Origin of the sequence: Clostridium sp. AT4, assembly GCF_001517625.2 — a bacterium.
GTDB lineage: Bacteria > Bacillota > Clostridia > Lachnospirales > Lachnospiraceae > Enterocloster.
The window spans coordinates 1,277,970-1,295,879 of sequence record NZ_LN999828.1 but is presented as its reverse complement, the minus strand read 5'-3'; the positions used below and the strand labels follow the sequence as shown (position 1 = coordinate 1,295,879).

The window sequence follows — 17,910 nt, the reverse complement described above, 5'->3', positions numbered from 1 at the left end:
AATATACATGGGAAAGACCAGCCATATGGATGAAAGCCAGGTCATGGTCCAGATGAAGGACATTGTAAAGAAATTCGGTAATTTTACAGCCAATGACCACATCAATCTGACGGTGCATAAGGGTGAGGTACATGCCATTTTAGGAGAAAACGGAGCCGGTAAAAGTACGATGATGAATGTGCTCTGCGGGCTTTATAAGCCTACCAGCGGACAGATTTTTATTAAAGGGAAAGAGGTGCATTTTTCCAGTCCAAAGGATGCTATCGACATCGGGATCGGTATGGTTCACCAGCATTTTATGCTGATCCAGCCATTTACGGTAACGGATAATATTATTTTGGGAATTGAGCCTGTAAAGGGGCTTTCCATCGATAAGGCAGCCGCCAGACAGAAGGTAATGGAGCTGTCGGAGCGTTATGGCATGAAGGTCGATCCTGACGCAAAGATCGAGGATATTTCCGTTGGGATGCAGCAGCGTGTGGAGATACTGAAGGTGCTTTACCGCGGTGCGGATACGCTGATCCTGGATGAGCCTACCGCTTCCCTGACCCCTCAGGAGATTGAAGGACTGATGGAGATTATAGAGAATCTGACAAGGGATGGAAAGAGCGTGATCCTTATTACCCATAAGCTGAAGGAGATCACGGCGTCTTCGGATCACTGCACCATTATCCGCCAGGGGAAATATATCCGCACGGTAAATGTGGATGAGGTAACAGAAAATGACCTTGCAGCCATGATGGTCGGCCGTGATGTGAATTTTAAGGTGGATAAAAAGGAGCAGGAGCCGGGAGAAATCGTTCTGGAGGTAAAGGATGTAAGGGCAAGGGATTATCGGGACGCAGAGATCTTAAAGGGACTTAATTTAACGGTCCGCAGGGGAGAAATCGTAGGTCTTGCAGGCGTGGACGGAAACGGCCAGACGGAGCTGGTGGAAATCCTCACAGGCCTTAAGAAGGCAGAATCCGGCAGCGTGAAGATGCTGGGAAAAGAGGTTATCAATAAAACGCCGAAAGAAACCTTTGAAAGCGGTATTTCCAGTATTCCGGCAGACCGCCAGAAGCATGGACTGATCCTGGACTTTTCCAATGAGGACAACCTGATCCTGCAGCATTTTGAGGAGGCCCCTTTCTCAAATAAGGGATTTCTAAATCGGAAAGCGATCCGCGCCCATGCCGCAGAGCTGATTGAAAAATTTGATGTGCGTCCCAGAGGCTGCGAAGAAGCGCCGGCAGGAACGCTTTCAGGAGGCAATCAGCAGAAGGTCATTATTGCCAGAGAGGTCACCAATGACAAGGATCTTCTGATCGCTGTAAATCCTACCCGCGGCCTGGATGTAGGAGCCATTGAATTTGTTCATAAGTATCTGGTAGAGCAGAGAAATAAAAACAGGGCCGTTCTTTTGGTTTCCTTTGAGCTGGATGAGATCATGAGTCTTTCTGACCGGATTGAGGTCATCTTTGACGGCAGGATCACAGGAAGCGTTCCCGGAAAGAATGCAGATGAAAAAGAACTCGGCTATATGATGGCAGGAGGACGGAAGAATGAATAAAAAGAAAAGTATCCTTGAATCCAATCTACTTTATACGCTCATTGCGATCGTTGCCGGGTTTATCATCGGAGCTGTCTTCCTTATGATCGCAGGGATCAGCCCTGCAGTGGCCTACGGCAAGCTGATCGACAGTGTTTTTGGCAAGCCAAAATATCTTGCATGGGTACTGACCTATGCAAGCCCTTTGATCTTTACCGGATTAAGTGTTGCATTCTCCTTTAGGACCGGCGTCTTCAACATCGGAGCAGAAGGACAGTTTGTAGTGGGAAGCCTGGTAGCCTGTGTGCTGGGAATTACCTTAAAATTTCCGGCTGTTATCCATATTCCCCTGTGCCTTTTGGCGGCAGCGGCAGCAGGAGCGCTCTGGTCCTATCTGGTAGGACTTTTAAAGGTAAAGCGGGGCATTCACGAGGTTTTGTCGTTTATCATGTTTAACTGGATTGCCTTTTACCTCTCCAATTATGTGGTAAATATTCCTGCCATTCACAAGGAAGGCGGCGGTGAAGCCACAAAGGATGTGGCAGAAACGGCCCGTATCCTCTTCCCTGAGGCAGTAAGAGATGTACTGGGATGCAAGGTTGCAAACTGGGGGATCATCCTGGCCGTTGCGGCTGCTGTGATCATCTGGGTGATCATCGAAAAAACGACACTGGGATACAAACTGAAAGCAGTGGGCTTTAACCGGAACGGCGCTCTGTACGGCGGTATTAACTCTGATGCGTCTGTGCTTACGGCTCTTAGTATTTCCGGTGCGCTGGCAGGTCTTGGAGGAGCGGTTCAGATCCTTGGCATGGCAGGCCGTTTAAGCCAGTTTGCAGGCCAGGAAGGCTATGGCTTTCAGGGAATCACAGTGGCCCTGATCGGTTCCTCCAATCCCATTGGCTGTATCTTTGCCGGACTGTTTTATGGAGCCATGAAGTACGGCGGCTCCAAGCTGAGCATTGTAAAAGCGCCTTCAGAGGTGGTAGACATTATCATGGGCTGTGTGATCCTCTTTATTGCCATTGCCCAGATCTTCCGTATCCTGTTTAAGAAGCTCGCTGCAAAGAAGGAGGCAAACTAATATGGATGTAATCATTAAAAATCTTGGCCTTTTGATCAATGCAACTTTGATCGCAACGCCGCCCCTTCTTCTGGCGGCCCTGGGCTCCTGCTTTTCTGAGAGGAGCGGAGTTATCAATATTGGAATTGAGGGCATGATGACCATCGGCGCATTTACCGGTGCGGTACTTGGGCTGGAAACGGGAAACGGCTGGCTGGCCTTTTTGGGAGCGGGTCTTGCGGGTGCGCTTTTTGGCGTCATTCATGCGGTCGTATGTATTTCCTTTCATGCAGATCAGACCATTGCCGGAACTGCCATCAACTTTTTAGGCCCAGGTCTTGCGGTATTCCTCTGCAAAGCTATGTACAATAATTCCTCCGATACTCCGGCCATGGATCCGGCAAGCAAGCTTCCAAAGCTTTTTGAGGGCGTATTTCCAACAGGCTCCTTTTTAAGCAATGTACTGAATGTATATTCAGTGGCATATCTGGTGTTTATCCTGGCAGGCGTATGCTGGTTTATCTTTTACAAAACGCGCTTCGGCGCCCATCTGCGGGCAGTGGGAGAGCATCCGGAGGCCTGTGAATCTCTGGGAATTGACGTGTACCGCGTGCGTTACAGCTGTGTGATACTGTCCGGCTTTATGGCCGGCCTGGGAGGCGCTTTTGTAACGCTGGCTACCATTAACCAGTTCCGCCCAAGCGTAATTGTAGGACAGGGCTTTATCGCCATTGCGGCCGTTATCTTCGGTAAGTTTTCACCGGGCGGCTCTATGCTTGCCTGCCTTCTCTTTGGCTTCTGCAGCGGCATCAAGAGCCTTGCGGGCCAGAGCAACATGATCTCGCCGAACCTGATTTCCATGATCCCCTATGTGGTAACCCTGCTGGCGCTGATCCTCTTTGTTGGAAAAGCCCATACGCCGGCTGCCAACGGAAAGATTTTTATCAAATCCAAGTAAAACGTAAACCGCTGCCTTACAGATGCGGTTTGGAAAGGAAACTTATCTATGTCAGTACCAACTCCTCATAACGGCGCCGCAAAAGGAGATTTTGCCAAAACCGTGCTTATGCCCGGAGATCCTCTTCGGGCCAGATATATCGCTGAAACCTATCTTGAGAATCCCAGACAGGTCACGGGAGTCCGCAATATGCTGGGATTTACGGGAACCTATAAGGGAAAAGAGATTTCGGTCATGGGAGCCGGCATGGGAATGCCCTCCATCGGTATCTATTCCTATGAGCTGTTTCATTTTTACGATGTGGACAGTATTATCCGCATCGGATCTGCTGGCGCACTTCAGGATTCTTTGAATCTGATGGATGTGGTTATTGCCATGGGCGCCTGTACGGATTCCAATTATGCGTATCAGTACGGACTTCCGGGTACATTTGCGCCCATTGCAGATTACAGCCTTTTAAACAGGGCTGCCGAAACTGCAAAGAATCAGGGAACGCCGGCTGTGGTGGGAAATGTCCTTTCCTCTGATATTTTTTATAACGAAACTGCAGATGTGAATGACAAATGGCGTTCTATGGGTGTTCTGGCAGTGGAAATGGAAGCGGCAGCCCTGTATATGAATGCTGCCAGGGCAGGCAAAAAGGCGCTTTGTATGCTTACTATTTCCGATCATATCTACCGCCAGGAGGGATTAAGCGCAATGGAGCGCCAGATCGGTTTTGGAAAGATGATGGAGATTGCCCTGGAACTGGCCTGATTCTTATGGATCCGGTGAAGGAAAGATGAATATATGTTTAAAGGAGGATATGAAAATGGGAATAAAAGAACTTATGAGCCATGTAGATCATACACTGCTGGCACAGACGGCTACATGGGAGGAGATCCGGCAGATCTGTGATGACGCCGTCGCGTATCAGACAGCTTCTGTCTGCATTCCGCCAAGCTTTGTTAAGCAGGCAAAGGAATATATGGGAGATAAGATGGCCGTCTGCACAGTGATCGGTTTTCCTAACGGCTACATGACTACAGAAACAAAGGAGTTTGAAACCAGAAATGCTTTGGAAAACGGAGCAGACGAGATTGACATGGTGATCAATATCGGCTGGGCAAAGGCAAGCCTTTATGATGAAATTGAGGATGAGATCCGCAGGCTGAAGGCAGTGTGCGGGGATAAGATCTTAAAGGTTATCATTGAAACCTGTCTGCTGACAGAGGAAGAAAAGATAAAGATGTGCCAGGTGGTTACTGCTTCCGGTGCAGATTATATTAAAACCTCTACAGGCTTTTCAAAGGCAGGCGCTACCTTTGAGGACATTGCGCTTTTTGCTGCTCATGTAGGGAAAAATGTAAAGATCAAGGCGGCAGGCGGCATTTCCTCTCTGGCGGATGCAGAGCGTTTCCTTGCGCTGGGAGCGGACCGCCTGGGAACGAGCCGTATGGTAAAGCTGGTAAAAAATGAAGAAGCATCCGGCTATTGATGCCAGGAAGGAGTAGACGATGAAACCACTGGAACAGGAAGAAATAAAACGTCTGATCCGTACTGCGAAGGCTCAGTTGGATTATTCCTATGCACCGTATTCCCATTTTCATGTGGGCGCGGCTCTGCTTGCAAAAAACGGGAACATATATACTGGCTGCAATATTGAAAATGCCGGCTATACTCCCTGTAACTGTGCAGAGCGGACGGCATTTTTTAAGGCAGTCAGCGAGGCAGTAAAGGATTTTGATGCAATCTGCGTTACCGGAGGGATGAACGGCGTTGTTACAGACTATACAGCCCCCTGCGGCGTATGCCGCCAGGTAATGATGGAGTTCTGTGATCCAAAGGAGTTTCAGATTATCGTGGCAATTGATGAAGAACGGTATATCATAAAAACGCTGGAAGAGCTTCTTCCCCTGGGCTTTGGTCCCGGAAATCTGAAAGAAAAGCAGTAAAGGAGCAGAACATGGAAAAATTCAGACGTATCTTTGTGGTTGTAATGGATTCTCTGGGGGTAGGAGAGGCAGAGGACGCTGCCCAGTTTGGAGATGTAGGTTCCAATACCCTGGGCCACATCTCCCAGTCGGTAGAAACCTTTAAGATCCCTCATTTAAGAAAGCTTGGGATGGCAAATCTCACACCTTTAAAACAGGTGGAGCCGGAGGAACAGCCTCTTGGCTATTATGGAAAGCTGCGTGAAAGGAGCCTGGGTAAGGATACCATGACCGGCCACTGGGAGATGATGGGGCTGGAGGTGAAGACGCCCTTTAAGACCTTTACGGAGACGGGCTTTCCGCCGGAGCTGATCAAGGAGTTGGAGGAGCGCACCGGTCATAAGGTAATTGGAAATAAAAGCTCCAGCGGAACGGAAATCCTGGACGAGCTGGCAGAGGAGGAGATTGCCACCGGCCATATGATCGTGTATACCTCTGCCGACTCTGTGCTGCAGATCTGCGGCAATGAGGAAACCTTTGATCTTGAGGAGCTGTACCGGTGCTGTAAGATTGCCAGAGAGCTTACGTTAAAAGATGAATGGAAGGTAGGGCGCGTCATTGCAAGGCCTTATGTGGGAAAGAAAAAGGGTGAATTTAAGCGCACCAGCAACCGCCATGACTATGCCTTAAAGCCCTTTGGGAAGACAGCATTAAATGCTTTAAAGGATGCAGGCTTTGATGTGATTTCCATTGGAAAGATCAATGATATCTTTGACGGAGAAGGCATTACAAAGGCCCTGAAATCGAAAAGCTCTGTTCATGGCATGGAGCAGACCATAGAAGTGGCGGGAACGGATTTTCATGGTCTTTGCTTTGTGAATCTGGTGGATTTTGACGCCCTCTGGGGCCACAGACGGGATCCAAAGGGATATGCAGGGGAGATTGAACGCTTTGATGAGAAGCTGGGGATCCTTCTTGACGTATTAAGAGAAGATGATCTTTTGATCATCACGGCAGATCACGGCAATGATCCCACCTATGCAGGAACGGATCATACCCGTGAAAAGGTACCGTTTTTGGCCTATTCCCCTTCCATGAAGGGAAGCGGCGCGCTGAGCGAAAAGGATACCTTTGCAGTGGTCGGCGCTACAGCAGTTGATAATTTTGGTGTTTCCATGCCGGAGGGCACCATCGGAGCTTCGGTTCTTGACGATCTGGTATAGTTTTATCTGTTTTTTAAAGGGCTGTCCCTGAATGGGGACGGTCCTTTTTTCGGCGTTTTTTACCCTGGTGCAGCTATAAAAACGTATTGATTTATAGACGGATATCTAGTATATTATAAATTGTATCGCAAAGACGAAAGGAGAGTCTTTTTTATGATCAGAGTAGCGGTAGATGCTATGGGCGGAGACAATGCGCCTGTGGAGATGGTTGCAGGAGCCGTTGAGGCGGTAAAGAAGAAACCGGAGATCCAGGTTCTTTTGGTAGGACAGGAAAAGACCGTACAGGAAGAACTTTCCAAATATACCTATGACAAAGAGAAAATCCAGGTGGTAAATGCCTCAGAGGTGATTGCTACAGAAGAGCCGCCGGTAAATGCGATCCGGAAAAAGAAAGACTCATCCATCGTAGTAGGCATGAACCTGGTAAAGAACGGACAGGCAGACGCTTTTGTATCGGCCGGAAGCTCAGGAGCGATCTTAGTAGGCGGACAGGTCATCGTGGGACGGATCAAGGGCGTGGAGCGCCCGCCTCTTGCACCGCTTATTCCTACAGAAAAAGGCGTATCCCTTCTGATCGACTGCGGGGCGAATGTAGACGCCAGGGCGTCTCATCTGGTACAGTTTGCCAGAATGGGTTCGATCTATATGGAACACGTAGTAGGAATTCCAAATCCAAGAGTTGCCATTGTAAATATCGGTGCGGAAGAGGAAAAGGGAAACGCACTGGTGAAGGAGACTTTCCCGCTGTTAAAGGAATGTAAGGATATCAATTTCATCGGAAGTATTGAGGCCAGAGAAATCCCCCACGGCGGCGCAGACGTAATTGTCTGTGAGGCCTTTACAGGAAATGTGATTTTAAAGCTGTATGAGGGTGTAGGAGCTACTTTGATCCATATGGTAAAGCAGGGGATGATGGCAACGCTCCGGAGCAAGATCGGGGCACTTCTTGTAAAACCGGCTTTAAAGACCACCTTAAAATCTTTTGATGCCAGTCAGTACGGCGGCGCGCCTCTTTTGGGATTAAAGGGACTGGTAGTGAAGACACATGGAAATTCCAGCCGGACTGAGGTGTGCAATTCCATTATCCAGTGCGTGACCTTTAAGGAGCAGCAGATCAACGAAAAGATCCGCCAGTCGCTGGCAGAGGAAAAGGCTCAGGGGCCTATGTTATAAAGAAACAAATTCAGGAGAGGGAATAGAATATGGAATTTGAAAAATTGCAGGAAATTATTGCTGAGGTTTTAAATCTGGAGCCGGATGATATTACCATGGAAGCTACCTTTGTAGATGACCTTGGGGCTGATTCACTGGATATTTTCCAGATCATTATGGGAATTGAGGAGGCTTTTGATATCGAGATTCCGAATGATGCCGCAGAACAGATCGTTACCGTGGGAGACGCTGCAGAGCAGATCAAAAACGCATTGAATGAATAGGACGCGCGGGGCTGTTTTTACAGCCCCTTTGTGTGTTTAAGAAGGAAGGACGCATAGATATGAATACCCGTTTAAAAGAGCTGGAGAAGAAGATCCAGTATGAATTTCACAATAAAAATATTTTCAGCCAGGCGCTGACCCACAGCTCCTATGCAAATGAACACAGGCTGGATCACAGCCGCTGCAATGAACGTCTGGAATTTTTAGGCGATGCAGTGCTTGAGATTGTCACCAGTGATTTTTTATATCATAAATATGATACGCTCCCGGAAGGGGATCTGACGAAAATACGGGCAAGTATTGTCTGCGAGCCTACTCTGGCTTATTGTGCAGGAGATATTAAGCTGGGAGAATATCTGCTTCTTGGAAAGGGTGAGGAGGCAACCGGAGGACGAAATCGCAACTCCGTGGTATCAGATGCTATGGAGGCGCTCATAGGAGCCATTTATCTGGACGGTGGTTTTGCTAATGCAAAAGAGTTTATACATAGATTTATTTTAAATGACATTGAGCACAAGCAGCTCTTTTATGATAGCAAGACTATCTTACAGGAGATGATCCAGAGCCGTCAGACGGGTGCTTTATCCTATGAAATTTTAAAGGAGGAAGGGCCGGACCATAACAAAAGCTTTGAGGTTCGGGCGCTCATGGGAGAGGAAGAGATCGGCCGGGGCGTGGGCCGGACAAAAAAGGCAGCAGAACAGGTCGCTGCCTACAATGGTATTTTAAAGCTTAAGGCAGGTGAATCATGTATCTGAAAAGTATCGAGATCCAGGGCTTTAAATCCTTTGCCAATAAGCTGGTCTTTGAATTTCATAATGGAATTACAGGCATTGTAGGGCCAAACGGAAGCGGAAAAAGCAATGTGGCAGATGCGGTGCGCTGGGTTTTAGGTGAACAGAGAATCCGCCAGCTGCGCGGGGCAAGTATGCAGGATGTGATCTTTTCCGGCACAGAACTGAGAAAGCCCCAGGGCTTTGCCTACGTAGCAATTACCCTGGATAACAGCGATCACCAGCTGTCCATCGATTATGAGCAGGTGACGGTATCCAGACGCCTTTACCGCTCCGGTGAAAGTGAATATATGATAAATGGGAGCGCCTGCCGTCTGAAGGATATCAATGAACTCTTTTATGATACGGGAATCGGAAAAGAGGGCTATTCCATTATCGGACAGGGACAGATCGATAAGATCTTAAGCGGAAAGCCGGAGGAACGGCGGGAGCTTTTTGACGAAGCTGCAGGTATTGTGAAATACAAACGGCGCAAGGCCATTGCACAGAAAAAGCTGGAGGACGAACAGGCCAGTCTGGTACGTGTATCGGATATTTTAAATGAGCTGGAAAAGCAGGTGGAACCCTTAGAGCGTCAGTCAAAGGCAGCCAGGGAGTATCTGCAGTTAAAGGAAGAGCTGAAGGTCTGTGATGCCAACCAGTTTCTGTTGGAAGCAGAGCACATCCAGAGCCAGTTAAACGAAATTTCCAGGAAAAAGCAGGTTTTGGAAGGAGATCTGGAGGAGACTAGAAAAAAAGGTGAGGACATCCGAAAGGAATATGACCGCCTGGAAGCAGAAATCCGCAGTCTGGAGGAAGCTGTTTTAAAAGAACGGAGCCGTTTCAATGAGGCGTCCATGGAAAAAAACACGCTGGAAGGCCGGATCAATGTTTTAAGAGAACAGATCCACGCAGAAGAGCGGAATGAGGAGCATATTAAAAACCGAAAGGAAGCCATCACTGAGGAACTGAAGGGAAAAGAGGAACAGCTTGCGGACTTTGAAGCGGAACAAAACCGAATTGGGGAGCAGAATACAGAGGAATTAAACCGGCTGAACCGTGCCAGACAGGAGATTTCTGAAAAAGAAAGTCATATCAGCCATCTGGAAGCGGTGATCGAGGAGGCAAACGCTCAGATGCTCCGCTTCCTGAATGAAAAGGCCGAGCTGACGGCCAGACAGCAGCGCTATGAGGCTATGTCGGAGCAGGTAAATCTGCGCCGCAGCGAGGTTTCCCAGAAGCTTCTCCGGTTTAAAAGTGACGAATCTCTTCAGGAGGAGAGGATCGCAGAGGAAAAGGAGCATCTTGCACAGGTGCAGGCGGAGCTGGTGGAAAAGCAGGTTGCAGCCCAGGAAGCCGAGGATGGTATGGAGCAGGCAGACGGCGAGGTCCGCCGGTTAAACCGACGGTTAAATGATACCCAGCAGGAATACCACATGGCCCATACCAGGCTGGAATCGCTGCAGAATCTGGCGGAGCGCTATGACGGCTACGGAAACAGCATCCGCCGGGTGATGGAGGTCCGGGACCGGATCCATGGGATCCACGGCGTGGTGGCAGATTTGATCACTACTGGCAAAAGGTACGAAACAGCCATAGAAACAGCCCTTGGGGGCAGTATCCAGAACATTGTCACAGACTCAGAGATTATGGCCAAGCAGCTGATCGAATATTTAAAGAAAAATAAATATGGCCGGGCTACCTTTCTGCCTCTTACCAGTATGGGAAGCGGACCGTCCTTTTCAAGGCCTGAGGCGTTAAAGGAAGCAGGCGTGATCGGCCTTGCAAGCGAACTGGTAGAAACAGAAGAATGTTACCGGGGACTGGTACGGTATCTTTTGGGCCGGGTGGTAGTGGCTGATACGATTGATGCGGCCATTGCCCTGGCTAAAAAATACCGCTACAGCCTGAGAATTGTCACTTTGGAGGGTGAGCTTTTAAGCCCAGGCGGTTCCATGACGGGAGGCGCGTTTAAAAACAGCAGTAATCTTTTAGGGCGCCGCAGGGAGATCGAGGAGCTGGAACAGACCTGCGAACGTTATTTGAAGCAGGCGGAGACCATTCAGACAGAGTTAAGTCTGAAAGAGGCAATTGTTCAGGAAAAAAAGGATGAGGCGGCTGTCTTAAAAAGAGCCGGACAAAAGCTGGCGCTGGAAGAGAATACGCTTCGGGTTACTATTTCCAGACTGGAGGAGAAAAAGGGAGAGATTGCCGATTCTTCCTCTGATCTGGTAAGGGAGCATCATCAGCTGGAGACTCAGGCAAAGGAGATCAGCGAAAGCCGCAGAAGTCTGCAAACACAGAAAGAGGCTCTGGACAGCGAGAGTGAGGCTGCTGCTGAGACTGTAAATGCACACAGCCTTCTTTTGGAACAGGCAAAGAAGGAAAAAGAGGCAGACAGCGAGCAGCTGGCGCAGTTAAGCATTAAGCAGGCAGGACTGGCCCAGAGGCTGGATTTTATCCGTGAGAATGAAAAACGTCTTTGGGGAGAAGGGGAGCTGCTTAAAAAGGAACTGTCCCAGCTCTCTAAAGGAAGCACAGAATCAGGAGAAGCCATTGCAAAAAAGCAGGAGGAGATTTTAAAAATCCGCAGAGAGATTGAGGATTCTCTGCTTCAGACGGCAGACAGCGAAGCGTTGATCGCAAAAAAAGCAGAGCAGAAGGAAGCGTTTCTCGCACAGCAAAAGAAGCTTTTTACAGTCCGGGAAGAAATTTCATCCCGCGCTTCGGAACTGGATAAGGATATGTTCCGCATTCAGTCCCAGGAGGAGAAGCTGCAGGAAAAGCTGGAATCAGGGGCCGCATATCTGTGGTCGGAATATGAGATGACGGCTGTTCAGGCAGAGGCGATGAAAAAGGAGGATTTTCCTTCTCTGGAAGAAGTAAGCCGGATCATAGGCGGATTAAAAACCCGGATCAAGGCACTTGGCCCGATCAATGTCAATGCCATTGAGGATTACAGGGAGGTATCCGAGCGTTTCCTCTTTATGAAAACCCAGCATGAGGATCTGACCGCTGCCCAGGCGGAGTTAGAAAAGATCATCCTGGAGCTGGATACGGGAATGCGCCGCCAGTTTAAGGAAAAATTTTCAGAGATCCGCTCTGAGTTTGACCGGGTGTTTAAGGAACTCTTCGGCGGAGGACGGGGGACTCTGGAGCTTTTGGAGGATGAGGATATTTTAGAGGCAGGTATTCAGATTATCGCCCAGCCGCCGGGCAAAAAGCTGCAGAATATGATGCAGCTTTCCGGAGGGGAAAAAGCGCTGACTGCCATTTCCCTGCTGTTTGCCATCCAGAATTTAAAGCCGTCCCCCTTCTGCCTGTTAGATGAGATCGAGGCGGCTCTGGATGATTCCAATGTGGACCGGTTTGCCGGGTATCTCCATAAGCTTACAGAAAATACACAGTTTATTGTCATTACCCACCGAAGGGGTACCATGATGTCTGCCGACCGCCTTTACGGCATTACCATGCAGGAAAAGGGCGTATCAGCCCTGGTGAGTGTAAATTTGATTGAGGACAGTCTGACAGAGTAGTTTTTCTGTCCGTATATAAAAAGGAGGATAAGCCTTATGGCTGAAGGAAAAAAGGGATTTTTCGGGCGTCTGGTAGAAGGACTTGCCAAAACACGGAACAACATTGTATCAGGAATTGATTCTATTTTCAGCGGTTTTTCTGCCATTGATAATGATTTTTATGAGGAGATCGAGGAGACTTTGATCATGGGAGATCTGGGGATCCAGACCACCATGTCCATTGTAGAGGACCTGAGAAATAAGGTAAAGGAACAACATATAAAGGATCCTGAGCAGTGTAAGGGGATTCTGATCGAAAGCATCAAAAAGCAGATGGATCTGGGCGAAAATGCCTACGAATTTGAGCACAGGACCTCGGTTGTGCTGGTAATCGGCGTAAACGGCGTGGGAAAAACCACCTCTGTAGGAAAGCTGGCCGGCCAGTTAAAGGACAGTGGTCATAAGGTAATCCTTGCTGCAGCCGATACCTTCCGCGCCGCAGCCATTGAGCAGCTTACCGAGTGGTCGGAGCGGGCCGGAGTGGATATTATCGCCCAGCAGGAGGGCTCCGATCCCGCGGCAGTCATTTATGATGCGGTGGCTGCAGCCAAATCCAGAAAGGCAGATGTGCTGATCTGTGATACTGCAGGACGGCTTCACAATAAAAAGAACCTGATGGAAGAGCTTAAAAAGATCAACCGGATCATTGACCGGGAGTATCCTGATGCATACAGGGAGACGCTGGTGGTCTTAGACGGAACCACCGGACAGAACGCCCTGGCTCAGGCCAGACAGTTTATGGAGGTGGCCGATATCACGGGCATCATCCTTACAAAGCTGGATGGAACGGCCAAGGGAGGAATTGCCGTAGCGATCCAGGCGGAACTGGGAATTCCTGTAAAATACATCGGAATCGGTGAAAAGATTGACGATCTGCAGAAGTTTAATGCGGATGACTTTGTAAACGCCCTGTTCCATGTACAGAAACAGTAGGATCCTCTTTCGGTTTTCTGTTGAATTTATCACAATAAAGTGATATAGTTGTAACCAATAAATGCCAAGGAGAGAACGAGTATGGATGAACTTACATTAGAGAAATTTGAGGAAGCTTCTGAGATCGTAAAACAGGTAACACTGGAGACAAAGCTGGTGTACAGTGAATATTTTTCTGCACAGACAGGAAACAGGGTGTATTTTAAGCCGGAAAATATGCAGTATACAGGAGCCTACAAGGTAAGGGGCGCGTACTATAAGATCAGTACCCTGTCCGAAGAAGAAAAGTCCAGAGGACTGATCACTGCCTCTGCTGGAAACCATGCTCAGGGCGTGGCCTATGCCGCGCGTCTGGCCGGGGTAAAGGCAACCGTAGTAATGCCTACCACAACGCCTTTGATCAAGGTTAACCGTACCAAAGGCTACGGAGCCGATGTGGTTCTGGAAGGAGATGTATTTGACGAAGCCTGCGCTCACGCATACAAACTGGCAGAGGAGCACGGATACACCTTTGTACATCCTTTTGATGATCTGGACGTTGCAGCAGGACAAGGTTCTATTGCCATGGAGATTATCAAAGAGCTTCCTACTGTTGATTATATCCTGGTTCCTATCGGAGGCGGCGGCCTGTGCACAGGAGTATCTACCCTTGCCAAGATGTTAAATCCAAAGATCAAAGTAATCGGCGTTGAGCCGGCCGGAGCCAGCTGTATGAAGGAATCGCTGCGCCAGGGAAAAGTTGTAACCCTTCCTCAGGTCAATACCATTGCAGATGGTACGGCTGTTAAGCGTCCAGGTGAAAAGCTGTTCCCCTATATCCAGGAAAATGTAGATGAGATCATCACCATTGATGATAATGAGCTGATCGTAGCCTTTTTGGATATGGTGGAAAACCACAAGATGATCGTAGAAAATTCCGGCCTTTTAACCGTAGCTGCCCTAAAGCACATCAAGGCGGAAAAGAAGAAGGTTGTTTCTATCTTAAGTGGTGGAAATATGGATGTGATTACCTTATCCTCTATCGTACAGCATGGCCTGATCCAGAGAGACAGAGTCTTTACCGTATCCGTGCTGCTTCCGGATAAGCCGGGAGAGCTTGCAAGGGTATCTTCTCTTTTGGCAGAGCAGCATGGCAATATTATCAAGCTGGAGCACAACCAGTTTATCAGCATCAACCGCAATGCGGCTGTGGAACTTCGGATTACCATGGAGGCATTTGGGACAGAGCATAAAAATCAGATCGTAACGGCTTTGACAGATGCAGGATACCGCCCCAAGCTTGTGAAGGTAAAGGGTACCTACAGCGAGATGTAGGGCATGTGGGGGTGTATTAAATGAAACGTGGGGATACCAAAGCCGGAATGAAGGCCAATATCCGTTACTTTATCAAATGGAGTGCCCTTGCTCTGGTCATCGGTTCTGTGGCTGGAGCGGCAGGCACGATTTTTTCCATGGGAGTTTCCTGGGCCACCGGTTTTCGGCTGTCCCATCCGTCCATGCTGTTTTTTCTTCCGGTGTCCGGTCTTTTGATCGTCTGGATGTACCACTCCTTCCATGAGGAAGGAAACAGGGGAACCAATATGGTTATTGATGCAATTTCCTCCAATGAACGGGTGACGCCTGCCACAGGACCTTTAATCTTTTTTTCTACTATCTTAACTCATCTGGGGGGTGGCTCTTCCGGTCGTGAGGGGGCGGCTCTTCAGCTGGGAGGCAGCATCGGAAATTCCTTTGGGGAGTGGTTTAAACTGGATGAGCGGGATAAAAAGATTGCGATCATGTGCGGCATGAGCGCAGTATTCTCCGCTCTTTTTGGAACGCCGGTGGCAGCGGCGATTTTTTCCCTGGAGGTAGTCAGCATTGGTGTCCTTTACTATGCAGCCCTGGTTCCCTGCGTATTTTCCTCCTTTCTGGCGGTGGGAATCGCAAGGGCGGCCGGACTTGAAGGAGAACATTTCCCGGTGGAAATGATACCGGCGCTGGATTTGAAAGCAGTGGGGCTTCTGGTACTTTTAGGTATACTCTGTGCTGCGGTAAGCATCTTGTTCTGTGTTCTGCTTCATACGGCAGAACATGCTTACCGGAAGTATTTTCCAGACGCCAGAGTGCGGATCCTGGCTGGCAGCTTCCTTTTTATCGCCCTTACCCTTTTATCAGGAACCAGAGATTACTGCGGCAGCAGTATGGGACTGATCGAAAGCAGCATAGAGGGAAGTGTTCGCTATGAGGCCTTTCTTATGAAGATGCTCTTTACGGCAGTTGCTTTAGGAGCAGGATTTAAGGGAGGAGAGATTGTGCCTACCCTCTGCGTGGGAGCAGCGTTGGGCTGTGCGTTTGGGGAGATTACGGGGTTTGCTCCCTCTCTCTGTGCGGCCTGCGGCATGGCGGCTCTTTTTGCCGGAGTGACCAACTGTCCTATCACATCCTTAGTGATTGCTCTGGAACTTTTTGGTTATGAAGGGATGGAGTATTTCTCTATTATTATTGCGGTAGCATTTGCCCTGTCGGGCTATTATGGCCTGTATGCCAGCCAGAAGTTTGTTTATTCCAAAACAAGGACAGAATTTATCAACCGCAAATCCAACGGATAGGATAGGTACGGCTTAAAAAGGAGTGAGTATGATGAAAAAAACGTATAAACCATATAAAGCGGCGGCGGTTATAGCGGCTGCCGTTATTATGACCTCCGGATGCGGACAAAAACAGCAGGAGGGAAGTACGATGCAGACAGAAGAGGGGACGTCTGCATCCGGTACGGAAACCTCGTCTGCCGTGCAGAGACCTAATCCCATGACTGCGGTAACAGATGAAACTGCCTTTCAGTCTCTTGGGGTTTATATGGCTCTTCCGGAGGAGGCAGAAGATCCTCTCTGCTTTATCCTGAATGGAGAGGTAGCTGAAATTCAGTTTTCATATCATGAAATTCCCTATTCCTACCGTGCTTCCAACACGGCAGAGGATTTTGCCGGGATTTTTGAACGCTTTACGGATCAGATCCTGACCGTTGAATTTAAGGATTTGGAAGGGGGAGAAACGGTTTCTGCCCAGATCCGTACTACCCAGAGTGGAGGCCGCTTTGCTTCCTGGAAATGGAAGGATACGTCATATACGCTCTATACGGCATCGAACGTATCGGATGCGGATATTTCATCAATGGTAACTATGTTATTAGAGCTGATCTCTCAGCGGTAGGAGAAGGCTATGCTGGAGTTAAAGGATTTTATGCCGATAAATTTCCTAAAAAAGGAAAAATTTACCGGTAGTCATAAAGGACTGCGGTTTCGGATGGAAAAACTGGAGGAGAATGAGGAAACCCTTCTTTTCGTAAGTGTGTGGCCGGAACCCTACAGCTATGATTTTACACCGGAAGAGGAAAAGGAGCATTTAAAAACCTCCTTTGATGCGGACGGGATCGCCCGCGGCGTTGACTGGATCAACGAACGTCTGACAGAAAAAAAGGAGCGGTGGAAAGCGGCGCTTCATCATCAGACCTCATAAGATTTACTTGAATTTCCTCCTATTTCATGTATAATAATTCAATGTGCGGATTGCCGTGGTAGTATAGCCAGAGCGGTCCGATTTGAAATTTTCGAACGAAACAGGAGGAAGATGCAGGTGTTTTTAAATGCAGTGAGAGGATTTTGCATGGCTCTGGCAGACAGCGTACCCGGAGTTTCCGGCGGGACCATTGCGTTTTTGCTTGGGTTTTATGATGAATTTATCAATTCTTTAAATGATTTAATGGGGCGTGACAGCAAAAAACGCAAAAAGGCGTTTCTTTTTCTGGTAAAGCTGGGGATTGGCTGGATCATTGGTTTTGGTCTGTCCGTTTTAATTCTTGCCAGTCTGTTTGAAGCTCACATTTATCAGATCAGCTCTGTGTTCTTTGGCCTTACCTTGTTTGCTATACCGATGGTTATAAAGGAAGAAGCGGCGGTGATAAAAGGACAGGCTGGAAATCTGGTCTTTACCCTTTTGGGCGCAGCTCTGGTATTTGCCATTTCCTGGTTTAATCCATCCGGCGGAGAGGGCATCCGTGTATCAGCGGATCAGCTTTCATTCGGATTGGGCATTTATATTTTCTTTGCTGCTATGATCGCAATTACAGCCATGGTACTTCCGGGAATTTCCGGCTCTACCCTTCTTTTGATCTTTGGACTCTATGTTCCCGTTATCGGGGCGATCAAGGAGCTGCTCCATTTTAATTTCAGTTATCTGCCCGTAGTGGTCATCTTCGGCCTGGGTGTTGTCACAGGAATTATTGCGATTATAAAATTTGTAAAAATATGTCTGGAACGCCACCGTTCCCAGACGATCTACGCCATTCTGGGCCTGATGATCGGCTCCCTATATGCCATTCTTATGGGGCCCACTACGCTGGATGTGCCAAAAGCTCCTGTAAGCCTTTCTACCTTCAGTATCCCGTTCTTTATTTTGGGCGGGCTGATCCTGGCCGGTCTGGAGCTTTTAAAGGCAAGGCTTGAATCATAATATTGGGGGTATAT

At 48.5% G+C, this 17,910-nt stretch carries 17 protein-coding genes; all 17 read left to right on the top strand.

Translation table 11 applies throughout. The features are described 5' to 3' along the window. The first annotated feature begins 7 nt into the window (after positions 1–7). Complete coding sequence (locus BN3656_RS12280) at positions 8–1,552, top strand: ABC transporter ATP-binding protein (protein WP_066548602.1); 1,545 nt, start codon at positions 8–10, stop codon at positions 1,550–1,552. Next, entirely contained in the window at positions 1,545–2,615 is a 1,071-nt protein-coding gene (locus BN3656_RS12275) for an ABC transporter permease (RefSeq protein WP_066548595.1), read from the top strand. Before BN3656_RS12280 ends, BN3656_RS12275 begins: the two co-directional genes overlap by 8 nt. Position 2,616: 1 nt before the next feature. Further along, positions 2,617–3,552 (top strand): ABC transporter permease, encoded by a 936-nt coding sequence (locus BN3656_RS12270; protein ID WP_066548593.1) that lies wholly within the window; start codon positions 2,617–2,619, stop codon positions 3,550–3,552. A gap of 48 nt (positions 3,553–3,600) precedes the next feature. Further along, entirely contained in the window at positions 3,601–4,308 is a 708-nt protein-coding gene (deoD, locus tag BN3656_RS12265) for a purine-nucleoside phosphorylase (protein ID WP_066548591.1), read from the top strand. A 55-nt stretch (positions 4,309–4,363) separates the two neighbouring features. Continuing rightward, positions 4,364–5,029, top strand: a complete 666-nt coding sequence (gene deoC / locus BN3656_RS12260) for a deoxyribose-phosphate aldolase (RefSeq protein WP_066548588.1) — start codon at positions 4,364–4,366, stop codon at positions 5,027–5,029. Positions 5,030–5,048: 19 nt separating this feature from the next. After that, on the top strand, positions 5,049–5,486 hold the full coding sequence (gene cdd, locus BN3656_RS12255) for a cytidine deaminase (RefSeq protein ID WP_347461091.1): 438 nt from the start codon (positions 5,049–5,051) through the stop codon (positions 5,484–5,486). Between the two features lie 11 nt (positions 5,487–5,497). Continuing rightward, a complete protein-coding gene (locus tag BN3656_RS12250) occupies positions 5,498–6,688 on the top strand; it encodes a phosphopentomutase (RefSeq protein WP_066548585.1) in 1,191 nt (396 codons plus the stop codon). A 153-nt stretch (positions 6,689–6,841) separates the two neighbouring features. Further along, positions 6,842–7,861, top strand: a complete 1,020-nt coding sequence (gene plsX / locus BN3656_RS12245; protein WP_066548582.1) for a phosphate acyltransferase PlsX — start codon at positions 6,842–6,844, stop codon at positions 7,859–7,861. A 29-nt stretch (positions 7,862–7,890) separates the two neighbouring features. Further along, positions 7,891–8,124, top strand: a complete 234-nt coding sequence (gene acpP, locus BN3656_RS12240) for an acyl carrier protein (protein ID WP_066548580.1) — start codon at positions 7,891–7,893, stop codon at positions 8,122–8,124. Between the two features lie 59 nt (positions 8,125–8,183). Continuing rightward, on the top strand, positions 8,184–8,882 hold the full coding sequence (gene rnc / locus BN3656_RS12235; protein WP_066548577.1) for a ribonuclease III: 699 nt from the start codon (positions 8,184–8,186) through the stop codon (positions 8,880–8,882). After that, the gene (smc, locus tag BN3656_RS12230; RefSeq protein WP_066548571.1) at positions 8,873–12,433 is read left to right on the top strand and encodes a chromosome segregation protein SMC; all 3,561 of its coding nucleotides are present in this window, start codon (positions 8,873–8,875) and stop codon (positions 12,431–12,433) included. The genes rnc and smc overlap by 10 nt, the downstream gene beginning before the upstream one ends. Before the next feature lie 36 nt (positions 12,434–12,469). Beyond that, complete coding sequence (gene ftsY, locus BN3656_RS12225) at positions 12,470–13,405, top strand: signal recognition particle-docking protein FtsY (protein ID WP_066548568.1); 936 nt, start codon at positions 12,470–12,472, stop codon at positions 13,403–13,405. Positions 13,406–13,486: 81 nt separating this feature from the next. After that, positions 13,487–14,719 (top strand): threonine ammonia-lyase, encoded by a 1,233-nt coding sequence (ilvA, locus tag BN3656_RS12220; protein ID WP_066548565.1) that lies wholly within the window; start codon positions 13,487–13,489, stop codon positions 14,717–14,719. Positions 14,720–14,739: 20 nt separating this feature from the next. Continuing rightward, positions 14,740–15,996 (top strand): chloride channel protein, encoded by a 1,257-nt coding sequence (locus tag BN3656_RS12215; protein ID WP_066548562.1) that lies wholly within the window; start codon positions 14,740–14,742, stop codon positions 15,994–15,996. 28 nt (positions 15,997–16,024) lie between these two features. Continuing rightward, on the top strand, positions 16,025–16,597 hold the full coding sequence (locus BN3656_RS12210; RefSeq protein ID WP_066548560.1) for a hypothetical protein: 573 nt from the start codon (positions 16,025–16,027) through the stop codon (positions 16,595–16,597). Between the two features lie 9 nt (positions 16,598–16,606). After that, positions 16,607–16,903: a 2-hydroxy-acid oxidase gene (locus BN3656_RS12205; protein ID WP_066548558.1), complete on the top strand. Its 297-nt coding sequence runs from the start codon at positions 16,607–16,609 to the stop codon at positions 16,901–16,903. Positions 16,904–17,050: 147 nt separating this feature from the next. Next, positions 17,051–17,896 (top strand): DUF368 domain-containing protein, encoded by an 846-nt coding sequence (locus BN3656_RS12200; protein WP_066550816.1) that lies wholly within the window; start codon positions 17,051–17,053, stop codon positions 17,894–17,896. The last annotated feature ends 14 nt before the right edge of the window (positions 17,897–17,910 follow it).

Coding starts and splice junctions, on each gene's coding strand:
- acpP (WP_066548580.1), top strand. CDS start 7,891: ATGGAATTTGAAAAATTGCAGGAAATTATTGCTGAGGTTTTAAATCTG.
- BN3656_RS12210 (WP_066548560.1), top strand. CDS start 16,025: ATGATGAAAAAAACGTATAAACCATATAAAGCGGCGGCGGTTATAGCG.
- rnc (WP_066548577.1), top strand. CDS start 8,184: ATGAATACCCGTTTAAAAGAGCTGGAGAAGAAGATCCAGTATGAATTT.
- cdd (WP_347461091.1), top strand. CDS start 5,049: ATGAAACCACTGGAACAGGAAGAAATAAAACGTCTGATCCGTACTGCG.
- ftsY (WP_066548568.1), top strand. CDS start 12,470: ATGGCTGAAGGAAAAAAGGGATTTTTCGGGCGTCTGGTAGAAGGACTT.
- ilvA (WP_066548565.1), top strand. CDS start 13,487: ATGGATGAACTTACATTAGAGAAATTTGAGGAAGCTTCTGAGATCGTA.
- BN3656_RS12215 (WP_066548562.1), top strand. CDS start 14,740: ATGAAACGTGGGGATACCAAAGCCGGAATGAAGGCCAATATCCGTTAC.
- BN3656_RS12200 (WP_066550816.1), top strand. CDS start 17,051: ATGGCTCTGGCAGACAGCGTACCCGGAGTTTCCGGCGGGACCATTGCG.
- BN3656_RS12250 (WP_066548585.1), top strand. CDS start 5,498: ATGGAAAAATTCAGACGTATCTTTGTGGTTGTAATGGATTCTCTGGGG.
- BN3656_RS12280 (WP_066548602.1), top strand. CDS start 8: ATGGGAAAGACCAGCCATATGGATGAAAGCCAGGTCATGGTCCAGATG.
- plsX (WP_066548582.1), top strand. CDS start 6,842: ATGATCAGAGTAGCGGTAGATGCTATGGGCGGAGACAATGCGCCTGTG.
- BN3656_RS12205 (WP_066548558.1), top strand. CDS start 16,607: ATGCTGGAGTTAAAGGATTTTATGCCGATAAATTTCCTAAAAAAGGAA.
- BN3656_RS12275 (WP_066548595.1), top strand. CDS start 1,545: ATGAATAAAAAGAAAAGTATCCTTGAATCCAATCTACTTTATACGCTC.
- deoD (WP_066548591.1), top strand. CDS start 3,601: ATGTCAGTACCAACTCCTCATAACGGCGCCGCAAAAGGAGATTTTGCC.
- deoC (WP_066548588.1), top strand. CDS start 4,364: ATGGGAATAAAAGAACTTATGAGCCATGTAGATCATACACTGCTGGCA.
- BN3656_RS12270 (WP_066548593.1), top strand. CDS start 2,617: ATGGATGTAATCATTAAAAATCTTGGCCTTTTGATCAATGCAACTTTG.
- smc (WP_066548571.1), top strand. CDS start 8,873: ATGTATCTGAAAAGTATCGAGATCCAGGGCTTTAAATCCTTTGCCAAT.